This window comes from Streptomyces sp. NPDC001410 (assembly GCF_042895235.1).
Lineage (GTDB): Bacteria > Actinomycetota > Actinomycetes > Streptomycetales > Streptomycetaceae > Streptomyces.
In genome coordinates this window covers 216,825-238,714 of sequence record NZ_JBIAWE010000016.1, presented here as the reverse complement: position 1 = coordinate 238,714, position 21,890 = coordinate 216,825, and the positions used below count along the sequence as shown (strand labels likewise).

The following is a 21,890-nucleotide window of genomic DNA, read 5'->3' as shown; positions in this document are numbered from 1 at the left end:
GGGGGACCCTGTGGGAGAGTAGGACGCCGCCGAACAAATTTTGGGAAAACCCCCGCATCTCCGGATGCGGGGGTTTTCTGCGTTCAGGGTCCTTCGGGACAGGTGGCTAGAAGGCCACCTCAGCCGCCTCCACCGTCCCGCCCTCGCGGCCGGGTGCGCTGTGCCATCTCCAGTAGAGATTGGTGTGGGCGATCACCTGCTCCGGGGCGGGAGCGCCGTACTTGGACAGGTCCTCGGTGGTGTGGGCGTCGGCGACCAGCGTCGCGTCGTACCCGCGGACGATCGCGCCGTGCAGGGTCGAGCGGATGCACACGTCCGTCTGCGCGCCCGTGACGAGGAGCCGGCCCACCTTCCGGTCGGCCAGCACGGTCTCCAGGTCGGTGTCCTCGAAGGAGTCCGGGTACTTCTTGTGGACCAGGGGCTCGGCGTCCCGGCGGGTCAGCTCCGGCACGTACTGCCAGGTCTCGCTGCCGTACGCCAGCTCCTCGTCGGAGTGCTGCACCCAGATGACCGGCACGTCCGCCGCGCGGGCCTTGTCGATCAGGGTGTTGATGTTCGCGATGACGCCGTCGCGGTCGTGGGAGTTCGCCACCACGCCGTTCTGGACGTCGATGACGAGTACTGCGGTGTTGGGTCGATCGGGAAGCGTGGTCATGGGGCCACAGTAGGACCGGCCACTGACAGTCGGACTGACAGTCGGGCCGAATATCGGGTGAGGCGTGTGAGGGGTGCGGGCTACCGTGGCTCCATGAGTAGCCCGACCAGCGATGACTACGTCGTCCGAGCGATACGACCCGACGAGTGGGCCGCCGTGAAGCAGTTGCGTCTCGACGCGCTGCGGGATCCGGTCGCGCCCATCGCCTTCCTGGAGACCTACGAGGACGCCCAGGAAAGGCCGGACTCCTTCTACCAGGAACGGGCCGTCAATTCCGGCGAGGGGAGCGTCTCCGCACGGCAGTTCATCGCCGAGGCGCCGGACGGGAGCTGGGCCGGCACCGTCACGGTGCTCCTGGAGGAGGCCGGGACGAAGGACTGGGCAGGGTATCCGGTCGAGCGCCGGCAGGGACATGTGGTCGGTGTGTTCGTACGGCCGGAGCACCGCGGGAACGGGCTGATCAAGGCCCTGTTCGACACCGGTGTGTCCTGGGCGTGGGAGCGGGGTGCCGAGCAAGTACGGCTGTTCGTCCACGCGGACAACGCGCGGGCGCAGGGGGCGTACCGCAAGGTGGGATTCGCGCCGAGCGGGCTGGTCGTGTCGTTCGAGAAGGACGAGGCCGCGAACGAGCTGGAGTTCGTTCTGGAGCGGTAGGTCCGGAGCCGTGGTTCCGGTGCGGGTCAGGCCGGCAGTTCCTGGTGGGGCCAGCGGGATCTGGCCTGTTCGCGGGAGCGGAGCAGGGCCAGGGTCGGCATGCCCCGGTCGGCTCCGGTGGCGAGCAGGTCCGGCAGCTGGGGGAGCGGCGCCACGGCCGCGACGTCGTCCAGGACCAGGGTGAGTGGTGGGTCGAGCCGACCGGAGGATGACCGTTCGGCCATGCGCCGGCCGCGCTCGACCACGCTGGAGACGAGGGCCGTCAGGAGGGGCATCGCACCAGGGTTGGTCCTGGGGTCCTCGATGGATTCACCTACCAGATAAAGCGTGCCCCCTTCGTCCACGAAGGAATCCAAGGCGAGCGCATCAGCTCGGTTCGGGGTGCAGGCCTCGCGGATGTTGACCGTGAAGAGGGCGGCGAGGGCCCGGCTGGTCAACTCCTGGGCCATGTCACGGCGTTCCGGGTGCGCGGTGAGGGCGGCCTCGAGTTCGCCCGCGGCGCCGGGGGCGGCCTTGGGGTGGGTACGGAGGGTTCGTACGGCGTCCTGGATCTGGGTGCCCTGGGACCAGCGGTGGACGTGGCGGATGGTGCGGGATTCCAGGGCGGCGGCGTGCAGGTAGCTCCGGAGGAGCGTTATGGCCGTGTCGGCGACCGCTTGGTCGATCTTGGCTGTGGGCTGGACGGGGCTGAGGAGCGCTGCCGCTCGGCTCAGCGCTGTCTGTTTGTCCTCGCAGCCGATGGTGGGGGACCAGTGGAGGCGGGCCGGGGTGTCGCAGAGGTGGGTGGGGTCGTAGAGGAGGGTGGGGCCGAGTTTGGCTCTGGCGTCCTTTGTGTCCTGCCAGAGGGCGGGGTTTGACGTGACTACAAGGGTGGGGCCTGGCGCGTCCTGGATGGCCTGGGTTGCGGTTGCGTGGCGGCTTCCCCTGGGTGCGATGAGGATTTTTTCCCACCGACCCACCCGTTCACCGTTGGCTGAGAAGGTGCCCAAGGGGTCCGGCGCAGCCGCCGCCTGGAGGGGCTCCGTCGGCTGCGCCGCTCGCAGCGCCTCGGTCGGCTGCGCCGGTCGCGGCACCTCGGTCGGCTCCGGCTCTTCGCGCGGCACCGGGACCTCGGAACGCTGTTCCGGTGCTGGAGCGGAAACGGGTGCCGTCGCCTGGGCCCGCCCCTTCGCCGCCCCCCGCTCGAACGCCCGCCGTACCTTCCCCGCCCGCCACCTCGCCACCGTTCCCATCACGAACAGGGCCAGGACGAAGAGGACCATCAACTGGCCGATGAACAGGCCCCAGAAGAGGCCCCAGCCGGAGAGCTGCCCTGCGGGGGTGTCCGGCCAGGCACCGGTGATGTCGTGGGGCCGGCCGATGAGATGGCGCATGGCCAGGGGGGTGCGGGTGAAGGTGACGCCCTTGGGCCAGGCGCCTTTGGCGAAGAGGCCCGCCAGACCCGTTGCCGTCCACACCAGCATGGTCATGCTGAGAAGGAAGCCGAGTATGCCGATCAGCAGGCCGTCGGGGATGCCTCCCTGGCCTTCCCGACGGCTGTCACGGCTGTCACGTCTGTCACGGCTGTCGCGACGGTCGCGGTCGTCCGGTCTCACGTTCTCCCCCTACGCCACCGTCGATTCGGAGTCGCCCAGGTGCTGCTCCACGAAGGCCGCCGCCCGCTGCTCGGCCTCCAGCTCGGCCGCGCGCAGGGCGTCGTCGGCCGACAGTTCGCTGGAGGACTCGGTCATGGCGCGGTCGGTGAAGACCAGTGGCCGTTCCGTCTCCGTGACCAGGTGTTTGACCACCTGGACGTTGCCGTTGACGTCCCAGACGGCGATGCCGGGGGTGAGGGTGGGGATGATCTCCACGGCCCAGCGGGGGAGGCCCAGAACCCGGCCCGTGGCCCTCGCCTCGTCCGCCTTCTGGGCGTAGATGGTCCTGGTCGAGGCCATCTTCAGGATCGCCGCGGCCTCCTTCGCCGCCGCGCCGTCCACCACGTCGGACAGGTGGTGGACGACCGCCACGAAGGACAGGCCCAGCCGTCGGCCGAATTTCAGCAGGCGCTGGAACAGCTGTGCCACGAAGGGGCTGTTGATGATGTGCCAGGCCTCTTCGACCAGGAAGATGCGCTTCTTGCGGTCGGGGCGGATCCAGGTGTGCTCCAGCCACACACCGACGATCGCCATCAGGATCGGCATGGCGATGGAGTTGCGGTCGATGTGGGACAGGTCGAAGACGATCAGCGGGGCGTCCAGGTCGATGCCGACGGTCGTCGGGCCGTCGAACATGCCGCGCAGGTCACCGTCGACCAGACGGTCCAGGACCAGGGCCACGTCCAGGCCCCACGCCCGTACGTCGTCTATGGCGACGTTCATCGCCTCCGCCGACTCCGGCTCGGGGTGCCGCAGTTGCTCCACGATGTCGGTGAGGACCGGCTGGCGGTCGAGGATCGACTCGTTGACGTAGGAGTGGGCGACCTTGAGGGCGAAGCCGGAGCGCTCGTCCAGGCCGTGGCCCATGGCGACCTCGATGATGGTGCGCAGCAGCGCCAGCTGGCCCGTCGTCGTGATCGAGGGGTCCAGCGGGTTCAGACGGATGCCGTGGTTCAGGGCCGCCGTCGGGTCCAGGCGGATGGGAGTTATCCCCAGCTCCTCGGCGATGAGGTTCCATTCGCCGACCCCGTCCTCGCCCTGGGCGTCGAGAACGACGACCTGGCGGTCGCGGAAGCGCAGCTGCCGTAGGACGTACGTCTTCTCCAGGGCCGACTTGCCGTTGCCGGACTCGCCGAGGACCAGCCAGTGCGGCGCCGGCAGCTGCTGGCCGTACAGCTGGAAGGGGTCGTAGATGTAGCCCTTCCCGGAGTACACCTCGCGGCCGATGATGACGCCGGAGTCGCCGAGGCCGGGTGCGGCGGTCGGCAGGTAGACCGCCTGGGCCTGGCCCGTGGAGGTGCGGACCGGCAGGCGGGTCGTCTCGACCTTGCCGAAGAGGAAGGACGTGAAGGCGTCGGTGAGGACGGACAGCGGGTCCCGCATCAGCGCATCAGCCCCTACCTTCGAATGCCGGTGGCGAAGGGAAGTGTGTTCACGAAGGCCCGGTGGTGCTCGCGGTCGCACCACTCCAGCTTCAGGTACGACTTTCCGGCGGAGGCTCTTATGGTCCGCTTGTCGCGGTTGAGGGCCTCCGGGGAGCGGGAGGACACGGTGATGTAGCCGACGAGGTTCACCCCCGCCGCGCCGCTCGCCAGGTCCTCGCCGCGCTGGTCGAGGCGGTTGTGGGCGGCGATGTCGCGCGGGTCGACGGTGCGGTTCATCTTGGCGGCGCGGGACGCCTCGGCCTCGTCGTTGGTCTTCTCGGTCAGCATGCGTTCGATGGCGACCTCGGTGGGTTCGAGGTCCATCGTCACGGCGACCGTGCGGATGACGTCCGGGGTGTGGACGAGCAGGGGCGCGAGGAAGTTGACGCCGACCGGGGTCATCGGCCACTCCTTCACCCAGGCGGTGGCGTGGCACCAGGGGGCGCGGGTGGCGGACTCGCGGGTCTTGGCCTGGAGGTAGGTGGGCTCCATGGCGTCCAGCTCGGCCGGCCAGGCGTTGCGCCGGGTCATCGCCTGGATGTGGTCGATGGGGTGGTCCGGGTCGTACATGGAGTGGATGAGGGAGGCGAGCCTGCCCTGCCCGAGGGGCTGGCGGACGCGGATGTCGGCCTCCTGGAGGCGCGAGCAGATGTCGGTCAGCTCACGGGCCATGACGACGGCCAGGCCCGCGTCGCGGTCCAGCTTGCGGCCGGCCTGGGGCCGTGCGGCCCGTGCCATGGCCTGGGCCTCGGCGGCCAGTTCGCGGGTGTAGTGCATGCAGGCGACGAGGTAGGCGCGGTGCTGCTCGCTGCTGGTGGACACCATGGACTGGAGCTGGTCGTAGGACCGTGACAGCCAGTCGGGTGCCTTCTCGTCGCCGCGCAGCGTGACGTCCTTGGCGTGGGCGTCGGGGTCGGCGGGGAGGGTGCGGGCGAGCATCTGCAGGCGGGTGACGAACCCGTCGCCGTTGGCCACGTGCTTGAGCAGTGTGCCGAAGCGGTCGACGAGGGCCTCCTGGTCCTCGGAGTCGCGCAGGCCGACGCCGGGGCCCTCGATCTCGATGGCGGCCGTGACGGTTCTGCGGTCGGCGTGCAGGAGTACGGCGATCTCGTCGGGTCCGAAGGGGGCGGCGAGCCAGTTGATCCGCCCGATTCCCGGCGGCGGCCCGATCTCGACCTCGCGCCCGTCGAGCCCGGTACCGGCCTCGACGGCACCGGAGCGGTACATGGCGCCGCGCTTGACGGTCCGCTTGTACGAGCGGTTGACCTCGAACCACTTGTAGAACGTGCGGCGCTTGTACGGCACGTAGACCGCGGCGAGCGCGAGCAGCGGGAAGCCCGTCAGGAGCACGATCCGCAGGGACAGGACCGGGACGAGGAGGCCGCACATCATGCCGAGGAACGCGCCGGCGATGATCAGCGCGATCTCGCCGGACTCGCGGTTCCGGCCGACGATCGCGTTCGGCCGGGCGCGGCCGATGAGATACGTACGGCGGGGCGTGACCGGATGGGACAGGTGGGACTCGGTCGTCAACGCCCTTCACCTCCCGAGCGGTTGCTGTTGCGGGTGTTGCTGGCGTGCGGGGTGTTGGCCGGGCTGGGTGCGCGCGGCGCGGGCGCGGCGGAGGGGACTGCTCCGCCGCCGCCCTGGGGGGTACGGCTGCTGTGGGCGGCGACACCGCCGGAGGCGGGGTTGGCGGGGCGGGCGCTGCTGGAGCCGCCTCCGCCTCCTCCGTTGTTGTCGGCGCGGGTGCTGTGGGTCTTGATGCCCTGGGCGACGAGGGTGGCGGGCGAGCTGATGACGGCGGCGGCCTTGCCCTCGGCGCCCTGCATGATGCGGTTGTTGCGGCCGCTCGCGATCTCGTCGCCGAAGCCGGGGACGAAGCGGTAGATCATCGCGCTGGCGAAGATGGCGAGCAGGATGATGGCGAGGCCGGAGACGACGGCGGAGAAGGCGTCGGGGCCGCTGTCGCCGGAGAGGGCGCCGGCGAGGCCGAGCACGATGACGATCACCGGTTTGACCAGGATGACGGCGATCATGATCCCGGCCCAGCGCCTGACGTGCCCCCACAGGTTCTTGTCGACCAGGCCCGCGTAGACGACGGTGCCGAGGAGGGCGCCGACGTAGAGCAGGGCGGCGCGGATGACCAGCTCCAGCCAGAGGACGCCGGCGGCGAGGATGCTGACCAGGGAGACGACGATCAGCATGATCGGGCCGCCGCCGATGTCGTTGCCCTTGCTGAGGGCGCCGGAGAAGGTGCCGAAGAAGGTGTCGGTCTGGTCGCCGGTGGCCTTCGCGAGTACGTCCGTGACGCCGTCCGTCGCCGACACGACCGTGTAGAGGATCAGCGGGGTGAACGCGGAGGCGAGCACCGTCAGCCACAGGAAGCCGACGGCTTCGCCGATCGCGGTGGTCAGGGGCACCCCTCGCACGGCCCTCTTGGCCACGGCCAGCAGCCACAGCAGCAGGGTCAGGATCGTGGACGCCGCGAACACCACCGCGTACTGCTGCAGGAACTTCGTGTTCGTGAAGTCGACGTTCGCCGTCTCCTTCACGGCACCACTGAGCTTCCCGATGGTCCAGGAGGCAGCGTCGGCACAGCCCTTGGCTAGGGAGGCGAGGGGGTCGAGGGTGTCGCCGAGGGGACTGTTGGGGGTGACGCCGCTGGAGCCTCCTCCGCCGGAGTTGTCTTTCTCGCAGAACTGTTTGGCGGCGCCCCGGATCAGGTCGCAGGGGTCGTTGCTCTTCGTAGCGGACGGCGTGGGACTGGGCGCGGCTACGGCGTGGGCGGCCAGCAGCAGTGTCGTCGTCTGCACGGCTCCGAGGACCGCCGTGATCTTGAGGATGCGGTGGTTAGCGCGCATACGTGAACCCTCCGTACTCCTCGACGGCCTTCGTCATGTCGTCGGCGGTGGAGGCCGTCTGGTCACGGCCCACGGGGACGGGCCCGTCCTTCTGCTGGAAGTCGGTGATCTTCCAGTCGTTGTCGACCCACTTCAGCTCGTACGTCGTCGTGTACCAGCTCTCGGTCACCGGGTTCTTCGAGCCGTCACCGGAGAGGCCGAACAGCGAGGTGTACCAGACCTCGACCGTGGTGGCGTCCGTTCCCGATGAGGTGACCTTGGTGCCCACGGGGACGACCCGGGAGACGAACGTCTGGCCCTTCGGCGCGGTGCCGTCCTTGGCCAGGCCGATGTTGGAGAGGAACTTCTCGTTGGAGTACGCGCTGTCCATGGCCGACTGCTTGGCGGCGGCGGCATCCCGGGCGTAGACCGAGTCGACGATCCGGTGCCGCCAGGCGGTGTTGAACATCTCGGCCGACCCCAAGGCCACCGCATAGTTCGCCGCCGCACTCTCCGCCCCCTGCCCGCTGTGCGCGAACCCGGACGGAATACCGCCGTTCTTCGTCTCCACCGGCTTCGTGCCGCTGGCTGCCGTGGAGGAGGTTCGGGGCTGGTCGCTCTTGCCGGAGGAGTTGTCGGTGGACGAGCCGTCACCGCGGTTCGCGAAGGCGATCGCTGCGATGAGGAGGACGACCACGCCGACCACCGTGACCAGGCTCCGGGACGAGGAGCGGCCGGTTCTGCGGGGTGCGCCGCCGTAGGGGTCGCCGCCGGGCAGGCGGGTTCGGGTCTGGCCGGTTTCGGTGTAATCCTGCTCGTCTGTGGGACTCATGCCGCGTACGCCCCCTCCACCTTGTAGACATACGACGGTAGCCGTGCTGGTTCCCGCGCGGGCGCGGTGTGGTGACTCGACATCAGGGAAACGCAACCTCTGCCGGTGGGCACGACGGGTGGGTGGGGTGGAGGGGGACGACCGGGCGCGCCCGGGAGCAGAAGGGGCGTCAGACCGCCATGCCGTACACGATGGTGAACAGTGTGCCGAGGGAGCCGATGATGAAGACTCCGGTGAGGCCGGCGATGATCAGGCCCTTGCCCTGCTCCGCGCTGAAGGTGTCGCGCAGCGCCGTCGCGCCGATCCGCTGTTTGGCCGCACCCCAGACCGCGATGCCGAGGCAGAGCAGGATGGCCACGGCCATCACCACCTCGATCATCACCTTGGCCTCGTTGCCCAGGCTGCCGAAGGGGCCCCAGTCCGGAGCGATCCCGCCGATGATGGTGTTGATGTCTCCCTTGTCGGCCGCAAAGAGCATGTAAGTCACCGCCCCTGGTGGGTAGTTCCGCTGGACCCTGCGGTGTGCAGAGGTCACGCATCATTGTCGCTGACAACGTCGCCGTCGTATGTCGACTTGACGTCATTGACTGGCGGGTTTCGTACGAATACCTCGTACGGTCACTCTGTGTATCACGGCAGGTCACGCCGGGCAACGAGGCCTGAGCGGAACCTGTCGTGCGGTTCGGTCGTTGACCCCCTTTACGGCCCGGCAGGGTTTCTGACGGCCGGTCGGGCAGGCAACGGTTGGGCGCGGTCGGCCGTCATCCCCCTCGTACGAGTGAATGGGGCCTGGCCGCGCTTATCGCAAGCGCTACGAAGGTACCGCTCACGGCGTGCGGTCGCGCGGCCCCCCCTGGCCGTTACCGGGGCACACGTTTCAGCCCTGGGCCGGGAACACGAAGAAGCCCTTCTGTGTGCTGATGTAGCCGTACCCCGACGGCTGCGAGAAGAGCGGGATGTTCTCCTCGGGCAGGCTCTTGGCGAGCACCTTCTTGGTACGGCCGTCGACTGCCAGGAACACGCTCGGGCTGAAGTCGTCCTTCGTGGTGCCGTAGAGGATGCCGTTCGGGGAGAAGCGCAGCGGCTGCATCGCCTTCTCGCCCTCCTTCTGTGCCCAGACCTCCTTGCCGTCGGCGGGCTGCCACACGGCGGTGCCCTGCTCCGTGTGAGCGGCGGCCAGGGTGTGGTCGGGCGTGAAGACGGAAGAGCCCTCGGTGTCGATGGTGTCGGCAGGGCTGTCCTCGTACGAGTACTTCGAGGAGCCGCCGACCTGTTTGCCGCTCGCGATGTCGTACGTCGCCGTCACCCAGGTGTCGGGCGAGAAGGCGCCCGCACCCCAGGCGGTGAGGACACGGCCGTCGCGCACGTCGAGGACCCGGAGGGCGCCGCTGGTGCGCTTCCCGTCCTCGTCCAGCTCCACGCCCGCCGGCGGGGTGACGTCCGCGGTGCTCCAGGCCTTCTTTCCGGTGGCGAGGTCCGTCATGACGAGCTGTTCGGGATCGTCCTCGTAGGTGGACGCGTTCTCCACGTAAAAGGCGTACTTGCCGGTGATCAAGGGCGCGTGGGCCTGACCACCGTCGATCTCGTTGGTGCGCGAGTCGAAGGAGCACTGCGCCAGCTGTCCGGTGCAGGTGACCTTGCGGGCGGCGCCGCCGTCGATGGGCGTGAGCTTCAGGCTCGCGTCACCGTCCTGCTCGACGATGTAGCCCTCGTGGACGTCGAACTTGTCGCCCTCGGCCGTGGCCTTGCCCAGTTCGGTGCCGTCACTGCCGTAGACGGTGACCTTGGTGGTGGTCTTCGCCTCGCTCAGACCGTCGGACTCCGTGGTGGCACCGGCGAACACCGCGACCGCCGGGACGCCGTTGTGCCAGGTCGTGGCGGCCACGCGATCGGTCTTCACCCTGAGGGTCTTGCGCACCCGGCCGGTCTTCACATCCCGGAACTCCAAGGTGGCCGGTTCCGGGTCGTTGGTGAAGTGGAGGGTGCCGACCGAGCCGTCGGCCGGCTCCCACGCGTATCCGTGACCGATGGCGTACTTGCCCTGGGCGTCCTTGACGAACAGGAGGGTGTCACCGAGGTCGATGGCGTGGGCGGGCGGCAGGCTCCATGCGGGCCGGGCGGCAAGGCCGGGTATCGCGGGGCCGCTGTACGCGGGTCCTGTGGGCTTCGCGGCGGTCGGGTCGGCCGAGCTGCCGCCCTTCGGCCCGGCGGTGGAGTCGTCGCCGTCGGAGGAACCGCAGCCTGCGACCAGTCCGAGCGTAAGGACGAGGCCGACGGCCGTCACTGTGTACTTGTTCATGTCCCCGTGAGTTTTTTCAGATGATCTTGAGATGTTCAGTGCAGCATAGGTGCCCGGCCGAGCCCGGCAAGCAGGCTCCGGCGATCTGCACGGGCTCGACACACGCCGATTCAGTGAAGTGCCGAGTGCCGAGTGCCGAGTGCCGAGTGCCGAGTGTCGGTGACGTGTCGCTCTCGCCCGAGCGGGTGAGTCGTAGGTATTGCCCCTGGTCAGCTAAGAACTCCTAACGAAATGATCTTTGAGGTGGTTGGATGCCTCCCGGAGCGATGATCCGGGGGTGGGCAGTGGCGCGGTCGAAGCCGTGGGAAGTCGACGACGAGCTGTGGGCTGTAATCGAGCCGCTGTTGCCCAGGGTTGAGCGTCGAGCCCGGCATCCGGGACGCAAGCGGCATCCGGACCGGCTGGTGTTCCAGGGCATCCTGTTCGTGCTGCATACCGGGATCTCCTGGGAACACCTGCCGCAGGAACTCGGCTTCGGCTCCGGGATGACCTGCTGGCGCCGCCTGGCCGAGTGGACCGAGGCCGGCGTGTGGTCCCGGCTGCACGAGGTTCTCCTCGCCGAACTCCGCAGTGCGAACGCCCTGGACTTCTCCCGGGCGGCGGTCGACGGCTCCCACATCCGGGCGTTAAAGGGGGAGCCAAGACTGGACGAAGCCCCGTTGACCGGGGCAGGACGGGCAGCAAACACCACCTGATCACCGACGCCACCGGCATCCCGCTCGCGGCCACCCTCACCGGTGGCAACCGCAACGACGTCACCCAGCTCATCCCGCTGCTGCAGGCCGTGCCGCCGGTGCGGGGCAAGCGCGGCCGGCCTCGGCGCCGTCCGGACGTGGTGCTGGGCGACCGCGGTTACGACCACGACAAGTACCGCCGTCTGGTCTGGGATCTCGGCGTGAAGCCGCTGATCGCCCGCCGGGGAACCGAGCACGGATCCGGGCTCGGCGCTCAACGCTGGGTCGTGGAGCGCGTTCGCCCACCTGCACTGGTTCCGTCGCCTGCGGATCCGCTGGGAGATCCGCGACGACATCCACGAAGCGTTCCTCACCCTCGGATGCGCGCTGATCTGTTGGCGGCGACTGCGCTCTGTGTTGTGCGGCGCTGTGGGTTAATCAACCGCTGCGAGTCGGTTGAGAACTTCCCCTGGGGTGAAGCTCCAGCCGACGAGGCGCGGTCCGCTCCAGTTGATGCCGATCATGTATCCCCCTCGACCGGCATCAGGCAGATCACGATCGCGCCAGGCATCCAGGGACATGGATTCAACACGTAGGCCATGCCCCCAGATCTTCGCCGCCCTCTGAGCACGGGCCGCGGTCGACCAGTAGGGAAGACTCCGCGTGCCGTCCGCGGATAGGGGAGCCGGACTTCCCTCGTCATCCCGAACAAACCAGACCACTCCGCTCTGGCGGGCCTCTCGGAAGAATGCTGCCGTTTGCGAACCACTCTGACTCATGCCGAGTGAGCCTAGTGCCCCCCCGTCGCTCATTTCGTTAGGGGTTCTAAGACGCTGTACGTACCGTGATCGCGTTGCTTGTGCCTCGTGCACGCCCAGCCCACACTTGAGGAGGAGGTGCCACCTTGACCGCTCTCGCACATGAGAGGCCCCAGGCCATGTCCGAGGCTCAGACCGAATTCGTAAACGAACCCGACCTGGACGAGGTCCTGTGGCAGGCATGGAAGGCCATGGAACTCCCCGAGGGCTACCGCGCTGAGATCATCGAGGGAGCCATCGAGGTGTCGCCCACCGCTCGCCGCTCGCACATGCAGATCGCCAATCGAGTGCGAAAGGCCCTGGACAAGTTCCTGGACGGAGGTGAGTACGCCTGCTACCAGGATGGGAACGTGATTCACAACCTCAAGGCGTGGATCCCGGACGTCTTCGTCGCCCCGGAGGACACGGAGTCCTGCAGCGACGAGGACGACATGGGGGTCAGGGCCGACTCCGTGCAGCTGATCGTCGAGGTTGTCTCTCCTGGCAAGCGCAACCAGGACCGTGACCGTGTTCGCAAGCGCCGCGAGTACGCCCGAGCCGGAATCCCCGTATACGTGATCATCGACGACTACGACAACCGTGGCACGGTGAGCATCCTGACCGCACCAGTGCCCGAGCACGCTCGCTACGAGGATGAGCACCGGGTTCCGTACGGAACCGATGCCATCATTCCCGAAGGCCCCGCCAAGGGCTTCGTGATCGAGGAGAGCATCACGGGACCGAAGCGGGCCTGATGCTGAACCGCTAGCGCGTGGTGCACTTGGGGTAGTTCGAACCCTCGACGCAGTTGTCGTAGGCGCTGCTGCTGACGTCGACCTCTTCCTCGTCGCCGCCCTTCGTGCGGACCGTCAGCTCGTACTCGGTGTGGCAGCTGCGGGTCTTCTTCGTGCCCTTCTTCTTCGTCTTGCACTCGTAGTCCGTGTCCTTGCTGACGACGGTGCCGGTGACGTTCTTCGATGTGTTGCTGCAACCGGCCAGCGGCGCGGTGAGCGCGGCGACGGTGAGCAGGACTGCGAGCGTGCGCTTCATGTGGTTTCCCCCGTGGGTGTCATGGACCAAGTGTGCTGCGGGGCATGGTAGTGAGGACGGGAAAACGGGCCGCGGCCGGATGCCGTGACCCGTCTTCCTTTTCCTTGCCGCCGAAGGGACCCCACGTCCCCCTCAGTTGGCGCCTCCCCGTGACCCGACGGGGTGGTTCACATGCCCGTCAGCCGGTGAAGGCGTCCGTGCCCTGAGGGGTGCCCCAGCCGGTCGGGCCGTCGTAGCCCGACTTCGCGGTGCAGAAGTAACTGGTGGCGCAGGTACCGTTGTTGCCGCTGGTGACGTCGTTGAGGGCGGACGTGCCGGCCGCGGCGTACGGGTAGGAGGCGGGGTAGTCGCTGGAGCCCGGGGTGCCGGCCAGGGCGTAGACGCCCGCGATGATCGGGGCCGAGGCGCTGGTGCCGCCGTAGGTGTTCCAGCCGGTGCCGTCGGAGCCGTAGGTGTCGTAGACGGAGACACCGGTGGCCGGGTCGGCGACGGCCGAGACGTCGGCGATCACGCGCTTGGTGCAGCCGGTGTCGGTCTGCCAGGTGGGCTTGGCGTCGTACGCGGAGCAGCCGGAGCCGGTGCCCTCGGTGCTGGAGGTCTTCCAGACGCTCTCGGTCCAACCGCGGCTGTTGGAGGAGGTCTTCAGGGCGGTGCCGCCGACGGCGGTGACGTACTTCGAGCCGGCCGGGTACTCGGCGCCGTAGGCCTCGTCGCCCGCGCTGACGGTGATGGCGACGCCCGGGTGCTTGAAGTACGAGGAGTCGTACGAGGTGTCGCTGGACGACTCGGAGCCGCCGTAGCTGTTGGAGACGAACTTGGCTCCCAGCTTGACGGCCTCGTTCACGGCCGTGCCCAGGTTGGCCATGCTCGACGACTTCGCCTCGACCAGCAGGATGTTGCAGTTCGGGCAGACGGCGGAGGCCATGTCGAGGTCGAGCGAGATCTCGCCGGCCCAGCCGCTGTCGGCGCTGGGCAGGGAGGTCGTCGAACCGGTCTGGCCGACCTTCTTGAAGCAGCCGTTGGAGGTCGTGCAGTCCGGGAGGCCGTAGTGGTCGCGGTAGGTGGCCAGGTCCGCCTCGGCGTTCGGGTCGTCGTACGCGTCGACGATCGCGATGGTCTCGCCTGAGCCGTTGGAAGAGGCTGCGGACGTCAGGCCGTAGGCGTCCTGGAGGTCGCTCGGGCCGTACCCCGTCGGGGAGTCGGACGAGGCCTCCGGCGAGACGGTCCTGGGCGCGACGCCCTTCTTGGCGGCCTGCTCCTCCTGGAAGGCGGTGGTGCCGCTGGTGACGCGCAGCGCGTGGCAGGACGCGTAGCCCTTCTTCGGGGTCGCGTCACACGCGTTGGTGTAGTGCACGTGGGCCTTGGCGACCTGCGCGGCGATGGCCTTGGCGCTGACGGACTTCGTGGCCGTGGGGGTGGCCGCGTCCGCGTGGGCGGCGGTGCCGAGTCCGGCGAGGAGCAGCGCCGCGGTGGCCGCGGTGGCGGAGCCGATGCGGCGCCATCTGCCGTGTATGTGGGGGGTGGTGGGGGTGGGCGTACGCAACGTACAGCCTCCTGTGAGTGGGGTGACAGAGGCCTGCGGGTGGGGGGAACACCGGGGTGGTTGCCGGTGGGGGCGGCGGCCCGCGACGACGATCGCTTGTTGAGTACGCGACAAACAAGACAGGTTTCGGAATCCTGACTTCCGCCATACCGAAGGGGGTTGGGGACTTACTGATCAATGGCTCTGTGCTGGCTCTGTGCTGGCCTGTGCTTGACCGGGCGCACAGGGAGCGCACAGATAGTCAGTTGGTCACCTTGGCCTGAGACCGTGCAGCAGCAGATGGTCAGTTGGTCAGTTGGTCACCTGGGCTTGAGGCCGTGCAGCAGCAGATGGACGTGTTCGTCCAGGCCGGCCAGGGCCTCCTCGGCCTCCAGGGCGCAGCTGGCGATGAGGGCTGCGAGTCCGTGCAGGCTCGCGGCGGCGACCATCGTGAGGCGCTCGGGATCGCCCTGGATGATCTCGCCCCGCTCCTGGGCGTCCGCCATCATTCGGGCGAAGGAGCCGAGGGACTCGTCGACGGCCGCCGCGAGCTGCGCGGAGCTGTCGGGGTCGTGCTTGCGCGCGAACATCAGCTCCAGGAGTTCCGGGTTCTCGACGGCGAAGCCGAGGTAGGCCCGGGCGAGCGCCGTCATCCGCTGCTCCAAGGTGAGGCCGGGCTGCTCGGCGGCGGCGCGCAGGGCCTGGTTGAGGCGCTCGTACCCGTCCAGCGCGAGGGCGTCGAGCAGGGCCTGCTTGTCCTTGAAGTGCCGGCCCGGGGCGGCATGGCTCACCCCGATGTCACGGGCCAGCTCGCGCAGCGACAGCGCGCCGACCCCCTTCTCCCGCAGCGTGCGCTCGGCGCTCTTGAGCAGGGCGGCGCGCAGATCTCCGTGGTGATAGGGGCGGGCCGTGGATGACGGGGACGACGAGGACATGCGCGACATGGGGACCATCGTATCCCGATGTAGACGGCGTCTATATAGTTGCCATTGCCATCATTGTTGTCATTGACAGCATTGTAGGCGATGCCTACATTGAGGGTATGGCTGATACGAGCAAGACGACGCGCCCTGCGCGCAAGTGGAACGCGACCCACCTCCCCGACTTCTCCGGCCGTACGGCCGTGATCACCGGCGCCAACAGTGGCCTCGGCCTCGCGACCGCCGAGGCGCTGGCCCGGGCCGGGGCGCATGTGGTGTTCGCCGTACGGGACCCCGCGCGCGGCGGCGCCGCGGCGGCGAACGTGAGCGGCAGCGTCGAGGTGCGCCGCCTGGACCTGGCGGACCTGACGTCGGTGCGCGAGTTCGCCGCGGGATGGCAGGGGCCGATCGACCTGCTGATCAACAACGCGGGCGTGATGATGCTGCCGGAGCAGCGCACCAAGGACGGCTTCGAGATGCAGTTCGGCACGAACCACCTCGGCCACTTCGCCCTCACCAACCTGCTGCTGCCGTACGTCACGGACCGCGTGGTGACGGTGTCCTCGGGCCTCCACCGCGGGGGCGACGGCGTGATCCACTTCGAGGACGTGAACCTGAAGGGACGCTACTCCCCGACCCGCGCCTACGCCCAGTCCAAGCTGGCCAACCTCCTGTTCACCCTGGAACTCCAGCGCCGCCTGACCGGGGCGGGCTCCTCCGTCCGTGCCCTGGCGGCCCACCCCGGCTACGCGGCGACCAACCTGCAGAGCCACACGGCGAACCCCTTCATGCGGGCGTTCATGGCCGTCGGCAACAAGGTCATGGCCCAGGACGACAAGTCCGGTGCCCTGCCGACGCTCTACGCGGCCAGCCAGGATCTGCCGGGGGCGGCGTACGTCGGCCCGGACGGGCTGGGCGAGGTGCGGGGCGCGCCGACGCTGGTGGGCCGCAGCGCGGCGGCGAGCGATCCCGAGGGGGCGCGGAGGCTGTGGGTGCTGTCGGAGGAGATGACCGGGGTCGAGTGGGGGCTCGCCGCGGTGGCGAGACCGGCCGGGGTGGAGGGGGTGCGCTAGGGCGGAGGAGGCGCGGCATGGCCGCTCCATCCCGGCGGCGGAACCGAGCCCTATGGAGTCCTGGGGAGTCCTGCGGAATCGAGTCTTTCTACGGAACCGAGTACTACTACGGAACTGTCCTACTGTCCGTTGGGCCCCTGCCCCGACTGGGTCTATCGTCGGAATCTGGGGCCAGGACGGGAGGACGGCCGGTGATGCCGCAGGACGAGGCCGTGATCGGCTGCACGGGGAAAGTGCTCATCGGAACGCGTGGATCCGCGGGCCCCGGTGAGGTCCTGGTGCGGGTCAGAGGAGGCTCCGAGACCTTCCTCGCGTGGTCGGAGCAGCCCCTGCCGACGGGCGCGACGGTCCTCGTGATCGAATCCCGTGGATGCCGCGAAGTCGGTGTCATCGAGTGGGTGGATCCGTTGGATGCGCTCGGCGGCGACCCCGCCGGCGCCGGCTGAGGAGTACAGGATGTTCGGATACCGCGTTCCCGCACCCGACGAGGCGATGTTGATCTCGGGCGGTCGGCGGGGACTGGGGGGCGCGCCGTTCCGAGTGGTGACGGGGCACGGCAAGTTCGTGCTGCCGATCTTCCGCAAGGTCCGCTTCCTCACCCTGTCGATGTGCGAGTCCGAGGTCACCGAGACCTGTGTGACCAGGCAGGGCATCTCGCTGCACGTCCGCGCGGTCATCGCCTTCAAGGTCGGCAACGACCACGAGAGCATCATCAACGCGGGCCAGCGCTTCCTCTCCGACCAGGAGCAGATGTCGGTGCTGACCGGCCGGATCTTCGCCGGCCACCTGCGGGCCATCATCGGCTCGATGACGGTCGAGGAGATCGTCACCGAGCGACAGAAGCTCGCCGCGGAGGTCCTGGACACCTCGAAGACGGAGATGGCGAAGATCGGCCTGATCGTGGACTCGCTGCAGATCCAGTCGATCGACGACGGCGACACCGGCTACATCGACGCGATGTCCGCGCCGCACAAGGCGGCGATCCAGCGGCAGGCGCAGATCGCCCAGGCGCAGGCCACCCAGGCCTCGGTCGAGGCGGAGCAGGCGGCGGCCCGCAAGCAGGCCGAGTACGCCCGGCAGACCGCCATCGTCAAGGCGGAGTACTCGGCCGAGGTGGACCGTGCGCAGGCGCAGGCCGCGCAGGCCGGACCGCTGGCGCAGGCGCACGCCCAGCAGGAGGTGCTCGCCGCCCAGACGGAGCTGGCCCAGCGCCAGGCCAAGCTGCGCCAGCAGCAGCTGGTGGCCGAGGTCGTGAAGCCCGCCGAGGCCGAGGCCGAGCGGGTCAGGATCCTCGCCGCCGCCGAGGCACAGCGGATGAAGATCCAGGCGGAGGCGGCGGCCTCGTACGACCGGGTCGCGCTCGACCGCATGCTGATCGACCAGCTCCCGCAGATCGTCAAGGAGGCCGCGGGCGGCCTCGCCGGCGCCAACGTCAACGTCCTCAACGGCGCGGACGGCCTCGGCGAGATCGCGGCCGGCCTGGTGTCCCAGGGCCTGACCATCCTCGACTCGGTCCGGCAGAACCTGAACGGGCCGGACTCCGAGGGCCGCCGCCCCGAGGAGGGCAAGGTCAACGGCCTGATCCAGCTGCCCGCGAGGAACGAGAAGAAGTCGGACGACGGTCCGGTCGACGTCGACTAGTCCCCCTCCCCGGACGCCCGTTGACGGTCAGCGCTCCGTCAGCGGGCTGTCAGTTCCTCCTGCCACTCTTGTACTTGTGAACGGCACGGGATACCGGAAGCCGGTCACGGGGAGAGGTGCCCGGAGTGGCTGATCGGGGACCAGCGAGCACGCCTCAAGGTCGGGCCCCTCAGGGGGCCCACGCAGGTTCGAATCCTGCCCTCTCCGCCAGTAGGGATCGTCAGCCGACCGGATGTGCTGATTACCTGGGCGTTCCGTCGTGATTCGATGTGCAGGCGAGCACCGACCACCGCTCGCCTGCACATCGGGGGAACCAATGTGGTCTACTCCAACCAGACGGAAGGGCGCGGCTCTGACCGCCGCGACCCTGCTCGCCCTGGCAGCCGTGTACCTGCTGGCCGACGGAAGTGGCATGGCCGCCCTCATGGGCGGCGTCCGTGAGGGCCATGCCCTCGACGGAGGCATGCGGTCCGCCGGGAACGTCGGCTACGAGCATGCCCAGATCGGTGACGAGTACTGGGCCGGGTTGCCGCTGCCCTGGAACAAGTCCGGTCAGGACATCCAGCTCACCGCAGCAGAGTTCACTCATGTCCCCAAGGGTCTGAAGGTCATCGAATACCGGGCCTTCAACGGTGACGAAACCGATGGCAACGTCGTCTTCGCCCGTACCGACGGCGACAGCACCATGGGCGACCTGTTCAAGGTGCGGAACTATGACGGTCACCCGGTGACCGTCAAGGCAAAGACCAGCTCCCACGTGTACTACGTGGCCCGGGTCAAGGTCACCGGCCCGATACACGACGACCTCTCCGACTGCCGTACTCGTACCGGCAAGGCTCCACCGAGTACCAGCAACACCTGGACTGCTCCACCATCGTCCGCCTCGGACGGCCCCTGAAATGACGCCTCCTGCTCCTTCTCCTCGCTCTGAGCGAGTGGGCTTCTACCAGGAGTTCGGCGACCACGGCGATCCGTCGGTCTCCGCCCCTTCCCTTCGCGATGCGGTCAGAACTGCAGGGGAGTGGGATGAGGACCGGATCGTCGCCTACCTGGAATCGTCCCGCGAGATCTACTCCGTCATGGGAGCGGAGCGGGACGTCATCACCGGTGACGCATGGATTCCCGGCGCGGGGTCCCTGGTCACCGACGGAACATGGCTGTGGCCTGTCGAGCTGGCGCACTACGTACGTCGGTATCACATCGCTCTCCCCGCCGAGTTCGTCGCCCACATCCGGGGCAACGACTACGCCGGCCCCGGCCCTGTCCTCTCCCACGAGCGGGCCCTTGAAATCTTCAACGAGCACTTCGGCCGGGATGCCTAGGATGGTGCCGACGCGCAGCCCGCTGCTCTGAAGCCCTTCTTCGTCTGGTACCTGCCGATGCTGACGAGCGTTTCGAGCCGCGCACTGATCAAACAGCTCGGCACCGCGGGTCTCTCGGTCGCGCATCCGCTCACGGATGCCCTCTTCGGCTCCCGCGAGACGGCGGACGGCAGAAGAGAGCCGCTCGTGGGCGGTCCTGACGTGCTGGCGGCCTCTCTGGCCGACGGTCAGTACGGGGGTGTCGAGTTCCAGTGCTGGATGGGGTACGACCAGCCCGTCACGGCACACGTGCGGCGCCTCGACCCGTCCACCCAGAAGGTCACCGTCCAGATCGCCGACGTCCCCGCAGCCGATCGAGAGGAAGTCGTTGCCGCCCTGGTGCGAACGCTCGACCAGGATGCCGCGCACTGCCTCGGGTTCGTCATCGACCGTGTGGGTACATCCGGCGGGCAGGACTGGGACCGCATCCTGGTCGGTCCCGGGGAGCAGCTGGCCGCATGGCCGGACATCGTCGGGACCCGGCGAGACCGCCTCTCCGCCCACCCCGAACTCGCCGCCGTGAAGTCCACAGAGTACGGCCCGCTCGCGGTCTTCCACCGGCCTGAGCGCTGACCGCCAGCCTGGGATCTTATGGACCGTTACTCCTCGACGCGCCCACGAAAATGGTCGAACTCGCCTGCCCGGGCACCGAGAACGAAGGTGTCCCACTGGTGGCGGGTGGTCGTGACCACGGTGTTCGGGGTGCTGGTCTCGTGGAGGTGGACGGGGGTTTCTGCGCCGTTGCCTGCACCGAAGGTGATTTCGATGGGTGCGGTTCTGCCCGGTTCTCCCTTGAGTACGGCCAGGAGGGCGCCGAAGTCCGCGGGGGTGGTGGTGAGTATCGCTCCGCTGGGGTCGGCGGACTCGGTTATGTGGACCGCTTCGGGGGTGGCGGATATGTGGATGCAGGAGGCGCCCTCGGAGCAGTACGAGGACTTCTGCCAGCGCGGTTTCACGGGCGTTCCCTTCACAGCTCTCGCATCACGTTGTGGATGAGGTCTCGGGTCTTCTTCGGCGCGAGTGCGACAGCCGCGACCCGGTCGAACAGTGTGCGGTACTTGTGCAACTGGGCCTCGGCGTCGAGGAACGCGAGGCCGTGGGCCTGGTCTAGGTAGACGGTGTCCAGCTGCGGCACCGGGCCGTGCGCGTAATGGATCGATTGCCCGGATCCCGGGTAGGCGCCGGCGTCGAAGGTGATGACGCGCAGGGTGATGTGGTCTCGGTCGCTCATGTCGAGCAGGTGCTGCAACTGCGCTCGGGCAACTGCGGAGCCGCCGACCTTCATGCGCAGGGCGGCCTCGTGGATGATCGCCTCGTACGGGGTCGGAGCCTCCTCGCGGAAGAGGATCGCCTGGCGCTTGATGCGGAATGACAGGCGGTGCTCGATGTCGGGTGGCGAGAGTTCGGTCACGGCCTGACGGAAGATCTCGAGAGCGTACTCGCGCGTCTGGAGCAGACCTGGGATGCGAGCAGTGGTCGAGTCACGCAACGACAGGGCGTGGTGCTCCAGTTCGGCCAGGTCGACGAGTGAGCTGGACAGGAGTTCGCGGTACTGCTCCCACCAGCCGCGGGTGCGCTCCGAGGTCATGTAGCTGAGCGCCTCGATGAGGGGCTTGTCGGAGCAGTCGTAGCGGCAGGCGATCGTGCGTACCCGTTCGGGGCTCACGCCTACGCGGCCGGCCTCCATGTTGCTGACCTGCGCCTGCTTGATGCCGAGGAGTTGACCGGCCTCGGTGGAACTCAAGCCTGCACGCTCGCGCAGTTTCCGCAGCTCCGTGCCGAAGCGCAGTTGGCGACCCGTTGGGTTCCTCACGGGCTTGCCGCCTCCTTGCAGTCACTCACATGGGTGGTAGTGAAGGAGATCCCTACGTTTCAGTGAAGACCTTCACTGGGCGCCGCTACCTTACAACTGGGGTCCCGCTCAGACCTTCAACCCCCCTCACTGAACGGAGACTTCCATGTCCACCGTATCCCCGCCCTGGACCTGCACCCTCCAACTCCCGCACGATCCACGCGCACCGGGGATCGCCCGAGCAACCCTCCGTACCGTCCTCGCCGCACACGACCTCTCCGCCCTCACCCCCACCGCAGAACTCCTCGCCGCCGAACTCCTCACCAACGCGCACCTCCACACCACCGGCCCCTACGCCCTCCGCCTCCTCGGCAGCGAACCGGGTCGGCTGCGTATCGCCGTGTGGGACACCGACCCCCGGGTACCGCCAGGCTTCACCGAGGACAAGGGCGAGGTCGCCGACGTCGCCGTAGCCCCGGACGACGCCGAAACCGGACGTGGGCTGCACCTCGTGCGAGCGTGTGCCGACTCGTGGGGAGTCTCCGTGCTGCGGCAGCTGGGCGCGTCGAAGGGAGGGAAGCTGTTGTGGGCGGAGTGCAGGGGAGATGACCCGGCGTGACGAGTGAGCAGGCGGGAGTGGATGCCCCACAGTACGGTTGAGCCCAGCGGTCGGCGTCGCGCAGCCATAGGGACGGTTCACAGGAAAATCTCAGTGAAGT

General features: G+C 68.5%; 23 protein-coding genes and 2 pseudogenes. 11 read left to right on the top strand and 14 right to left on the bottom strand.

Annotated elements, in window-relative coordinates:
• Window positions 1-106 precede the first annotated feature (106 nt).
• The gene (locus tag ACFY3C_RS32335; RefSeq protein ID WP_386581983.1) at window positions 107-655 is read right to left on the bottom strand and encodes a cysteine hydrolase family protein; all 549 of its coding nucleotides are present in this window, start codon (window positions 653-655) and stop codon (window positions 107-109) included.
• 93 nt (window positions 656-748) lie between these two features.
• Between ACFY3C_RS32335 and ACFY3C_RS32330 the strand changes: the two genes are divergently transcribed.
• Window positions 749-1,309, top strand: coding sequence for a GNAT family N-acetyltransferase (locus ACFY3C_RS32330; protein ID WP_386581982.1), 561 nt, complete (start codon window positions 749-751; stop codon window positions 1,307-1,309).
• A 26-nt stretch (window positions 1,310-1,335) separates the two neighbouring features.
• Here the strand turns inward: ACFY3C_RS32330 and ACFY3C_RS32325 are convergent, their stop codons facing one another.
• The 7 genes from ACFY3C_RS32325 to ACFY3C_RS32295 all read right to left on the bottom strand — a co-directional run bounded on the left by ACFY3C_RS32325 (window position 1,336) and on the right by ACFY3C_RS32295 (window position 10,341).
• Window positions 1,336-2,904 (bottom strand): TraM recognition domain-containing protein, encoded by a 1,569-nt coding sequence (locus ACFY3C_RS32325; protein ID WP_390773288.1) that lies wholly within the window; start codon window positions 2,902-2,904, stop codon window positions 1,336-1,338.
• Between the two features lie 9 nt (window positions 2,905-2,913).
• On the bottom strand, window positions 2,914-4,326 hold the full coding sequence (locus ACFY3C_RS32320) for an ATP-binding protein (RefSeq protein ID WP_386581980.1): 1,413 nt from the start codon (window positions 4,324-4,326) through the stop codon (window positions 2,914-2,916).
• Between the two features lie 14 nt (window positions 4,327-4,340).
• Complete coding sequence (locus ACFY3C_RS32315) at window positions 4,341-5,900, bottom strand: SCO6880 family protein (RefSeq protein WP_390773287.1); 1,560 nt, start codon at window positions 5,898-5,900, stop codon at window positions 4,341-4,343.
• The gene (locus ACFY3C_RS32310; RefSeq protein ID WP_390773286.1) at window positions 5,897-7,231 is read right to left on the bottom strand and encodes a hypothetical protein; all 1,335 of its coding nucleotides are present in this window, start codon (window positions 7,229-7,231) and stop codon (window positions 5,897-5,899) included. The genes ACFY3C_RS32315 and ACFY3C_RS32310 overlap by 4 nt, the downstream gene beginning before the upstream one ends.
• Window positions 7,221-8,042 carry a hypothetical protein gene (locus tag ACFY3C_RS32305; RefSeq protein ID WP_390773285.1) on the bottom strand — a complete coding sequence of 274 codons (822 nt, stop codon included), beginning with the start codon at window positions 8,040-8,042 and terminating at the stop codon, window positions 7,221-7,223. Before ACFY3C_RS32305 ends, ACFY3C_RS32310 begins: the two co-directional genes overlap by 11 nt.
• A 169-nt stretch (window positions 8,043-8,211) precedes the next feature.
• Window positions 8,212-8,520 carry a hypothetical protein gene (locus ACFY3C_RS32300; RefSeq protein WP_014673544.1) on the bottom strand — a complete coding sequence of 103 codons (309 nt, stop codon included), beginning with the start codon at window positions 8,518-8,520 and terminating at the stop codon, window positions 8,212-8,214.
• Window positions 8,521-8,919: 399 nt separating this feature from the next.
• Complete coding sequence (locus tag ACFY3C_RS32295) at window positions 8,920-10,341, bottom strand: hypothetical protein (RefSeq protein ID WP_390773284.1); 1,422 nt, start codon at window positions 10,339-10,341, stop codon at window positions 8,920-8,922.
• A gap of 266 nt (window positions 10,342-10,607) precedes the next feature.
• Here ACFY3C_RS32295 and ACFY3C_RS32290 point away from each other — a divergent pair.
• Window positions 10,608-11,453 (top strand): annotated as a pseudogene (locus tag ACFY3C_RS32290) (IS5 family transposase).
• Here the strand turns inward: ACFY3C_RS32290 and ACFY3C_RS32285 are convergent.
• A complete protein-coding gene (locus ACFY3C_RS32285) occupies window positions 11,450-11,794 on the bottom strand; it encodes a DUF2750 domain-containing protein (protein ID WP_390773283.1) in 345 nt (114 codons plus the stop codon). The pseudogene ACFY3C_RS32290 and the gene ACFY3C_RS32285 sit on opposite strands and share 4 nt — an antisense overlap.
• Window positions 11,795-11,952: 158 nt before the next feature.
• Between ACFY3C_RS32285 and ACFY3C_RS32280 the strand changes: the two genes are divergently transcribed.
• Window positions 11,953-12,567 (top strand): Uma2 family endonuclease, encoded by a 615-nt coding sequence (locus tag ACFY3C_RS32280; RefSeq protein ID WP_390773282.1) that lies wholly within the window; start codon window positions 11,953-11,955, stop codon window positions 12,565-12,567.
• 10 nt (window positions 12,568-12,577) lie between these two features.
• Here the strand turns inward: ACFY3C_RS32280 and ACFY3C_RS32275 are convergent, their stop codons facing one another.
• The 3 genes from ACFY3C_RS32275 to ACFY3C_RS32265 all read right to left on the bottom strand — a co-directional run bounded on the left by ACFY3C_RS32275 (window position 12,578) and on the right by ACFY3C_RS32265 (window position 15,328).
• Window positions 12,578-12,862, bottom strand: coding sequence for a hypothetical protein (locus ACFY3C_RS32275; protein WP_386581971.1), 285 nt, complete (start codon window positions 12,860-12,862; stop codon window positions 12,578-12,580).
• Between the two features lie 178 nt (window positions 12,863-13,040).
• Window positions 13,041-14,405 (bottom strand): peptidase S8, encoded by a 1,365-nt coding sequence (locus ACFY3C_RS32270; protein WP_390773281.1) that lies wholly within the window; start codon window positions 14,403-14,405, stop codon window positions 13,041-13,043.
• Window positions 14,406-14,704: 299 nt separating this feature from the next.
• Complete coding sequence (locus ACFY3C_RS32265) at window positions 14,705-15,328, bottom strand: TetR/AcrR family transcriptional regulator (protein WP_390773280.1); 624 nt, start codon at window positions 15,326-15,328, stop codon at window positions 14,705-14,707.
• Between the two features lie 98 nt (window positions 15,329-15,426).
• On the opposite strand from ACFY3C_RS32265, the gene ACFY3C_RS32260 reads away from it, so the two are divergent.
• The 7 genes and pseudogenes from ACFY3C_RS32260 (at window position 15,427) to ACFY3C_RS32230 (ending at window position 19,952) form a co-directional block, all read left to right on the top strand.
• Window positions 15,427-16,377 (top strand): oxidoreductase, encoded by a 951-nt coding sequence (locus ACFY3C_RS32260; RefSeq protein ID WP_390773279.1) that lies wholly within the window; start codon window positions 15,427-15,429, stop codon window positions 16,375-16,377.
• A 194-nt stretch (window positions 16,378-16,571) separates the two neighbouring features.
• Window positions 16,572-16,823 carry a hypothetical protein gene (locus ACFY3C_RS32255; protein WP_094216969.1) on the top strand — a complete coding sequence of 84 codons (252 nt, stop codon included), beginning with the start codon at window positions 16,572-16,574 and terminating at the stop codon, window positions 16,821-16,823.
• Window positions 16,824-16,833: 10 nt separating this feature from the next.
• On the top strand, window positions 16,834-18,018 hold the full coding sequence (locus ACFY3C_RS32250; RefSeq protein ID WP_386573847.1) for an SPFH domain-containing protein: 1,185 nt from the start codon (window positions 16,834-16,836) through the stop codon (window positions 18,016-18,018).
• A 110-nt stretch (window positions 18,019-18,128) separates the two neighbouring features.
• Window positions 18,129-18,228, top strand: a pseudogene (locus tag ACFY3C_RS32245).
• A gap of 106 nt (window positions 18,229-18,334) precedes the next feature.
• Window positions 18,335-18,916 (top strand): hypothetical protein, encoded by a 582-nt coding sequence (locus ACFY3C_RS32240; RefSeq protein WP_390773278.1) that lies wholly within the window; start codon window positions 18,335-18,337, stop codon window positions 18,914-18,916.
• Between the two features lie 37 nt (window positions 18,917-18,953).
• Window positions 18,954-19,340 (top strand): hypothetical protein, encoded by a 387-nt coding sequence (locus ACFY3C_RS32235; protein WP_390773277.1) that lies wholly within the window; start codon window positions 18,954-18,956, stop codon window positions 19,338-19,340.
• Between the two features lie 57 nt (window positions 19,341-19,397).
• Complete coding sequence (locus tag ACFY3C_RS32230) at window positions 19,398-19,952, top strand: hypothetical protein (protein WP_390773276.1); 555 nt, start codon at window positions 19,398-19,400, stop codon at window positions 19,950-19,952.
• Window positions 19,953-19,978: 26 nt separating this feature from the next.
• Here ACFY3C_RS32230 and ACFY3C_RS32225 read toward each other — a convergent pair whose 3' ends face one another.
• Window positions 19,979-20,335: a DUF397 domain-containing protein gene (locus ACFY3C_RS32225; RefSeq protein ID WP_390773275.1), complete on the bottom strand. Its 357-nt coding sequence runs from the start codon at window positions 20,333-20,335 to the stop codon at window positions 19,979-19,981.
• Window positions 20,336-20,346: 11 nt separating this feature from the next.
• Complete coding sequence (locus ACFY3C_RS32220; RefSeq protein ID WP_390773274.1) at window positions 20,347-21,192, bottom strand: helix-turn-helix domain-containing protein; 846 nt, start codon at window positions 21,190-21,192, stop codon at window positions 20,347-20,349.
• Window positions 21,193-21,337: 145 nt separating this feature from the next.
• Here ACFY3C_RS32220 and ACFY3C_RS32215 point away from each other — a divergent pair, with 145 nt between their 5' ends.
• On the top strand, window positions 21,338-21,790 hold the full coding sequence (locus tag ACFY3C_RS32215) for an ATP-binding protein (protein WP_390773273.1): 453 nt from the start codon (window positions 21,338-21,340) through the stop codon (window positions 21,788-21,790).
• Window positions 21,791-21,890: the final 100 nt, after the last annotated feature.

Coding starts and splice junctions, on each gene's coding strand:
- ACFY3C_RS32335 (WP_386581983.1), bottom strand. CDS start 655: ATGACCACGCTTCCCGATCGACCCAACACCGCAGTACTCGTCATCGAC.
- ACFY3C_RS32330 (WP_386581982.1), top strand. CDS start 749: ATGAGTAGCCCGACCAGCGATGACTACGTCGTCCGAGCGATACGACCC.
- ACFY3C_RS32320 (WP_386581980.1), bottom strand. CDS start 4,326: ATGCGGGACCCGCTGTCCGTCCTCACCGACGCCTTCACGTCCTTCCTC.
- ACFY3C_RS32310 (WP_390773286.1), bottom strand. CDS start 7,231: ATGCGCGCTAACCACCGCATCCTCAAGATCACGGCGGTCCTCGGAGCC.
- ACFY3C_RS32305 (WP_390773285.1), bottom strand. CDS start 8,042: ATGAGTCCCACAGACGAGCAGGATTACACCGAAACCGGCCAGACCCGA.
- ACFY3C_RS32300 (WP_014673544.1), bottom strand. CDS start 8,520: ATGCTCTTTGCGGCCGACAAGGGAGACATCAACACCATCATCGGCGGG.
- ACFY3C_RS32295 (WP_390773284.1), bottom strand. CDS start 10,341: ATGAACAAGTACACAGTGACGGCCGTCGGCCTCGTCCTTACGCTCGGA.
- ACFY3C_RS32285 (WP_390773283.1), bottom strand. CDS start 11,794: ATGAGTCAGAGTGGTTCGCAAACGGCAGCATTCTTCCGAGAGGCCCGC.
- ACFY3C_RS32280 (WP_390773282.1), top strand. CDS start 11,953: ATGTCCGAGGCTCAGACCGAATTCGTAAACGAACCCGACCTGGACGAG.
- ACFY3C_RS32275 (WP_386581971.1), bottom strand. CDS start 12,862: ATGAAGCGCACGCTCGCAGTCCTGCTCACCGTCGCCGCGCTCACCGCG.
- ACFY3C_RS32265 (WP_390773280.1), bottom strand. CDS start 15,328: ATGTCGCGCATGTCCTCGTCGTCCCCGTCATCCACGGCCCGCCCCTAT.
- ACFY3C_RS32260 (WP_390773279.1), top strand. CDS start 15,427: ATGGCTGATACGAGCAAGACGACGCGCCCTGCGCGCAAGTGGAACGCG.
- ACFY3C_RS32255 (WP_094216969.1), top strand. CDS start 16,572: ATGCCGCAGGACGAGGCCGTGATCGGCTGCACGGGGAAAGTGCTCATC.
- ACFY3C_RS32250 (WP_386573847.1), top strand. CDS start 16,834: ATGTTCGGATACCGCGTTCCCGCACCCGACGAGGCGATGTTGATCTCG.
- ACFY3C_RS32240 (WP_390773278.1), top strand. CDS start 18,335: ATGTGGTCTACTCCAACCAGACGGAAGGGCGCGGCTCTGACCGCCGCG.
- ACFY3C_RS32230 (WP_390773276.1), top strand. CDS start 19,398: ATGCTGACGAGCGTTTCGAGCCGCGCACTGATCAAACAGCTCGGCACC.
- ACFY3C_RS32215 (WP_390773273.1), top strand. CDS start 21,338: ATGTCCACCGTATCCCCGCCCTGGACCTGCACCCTCCAACTCCCGCAC.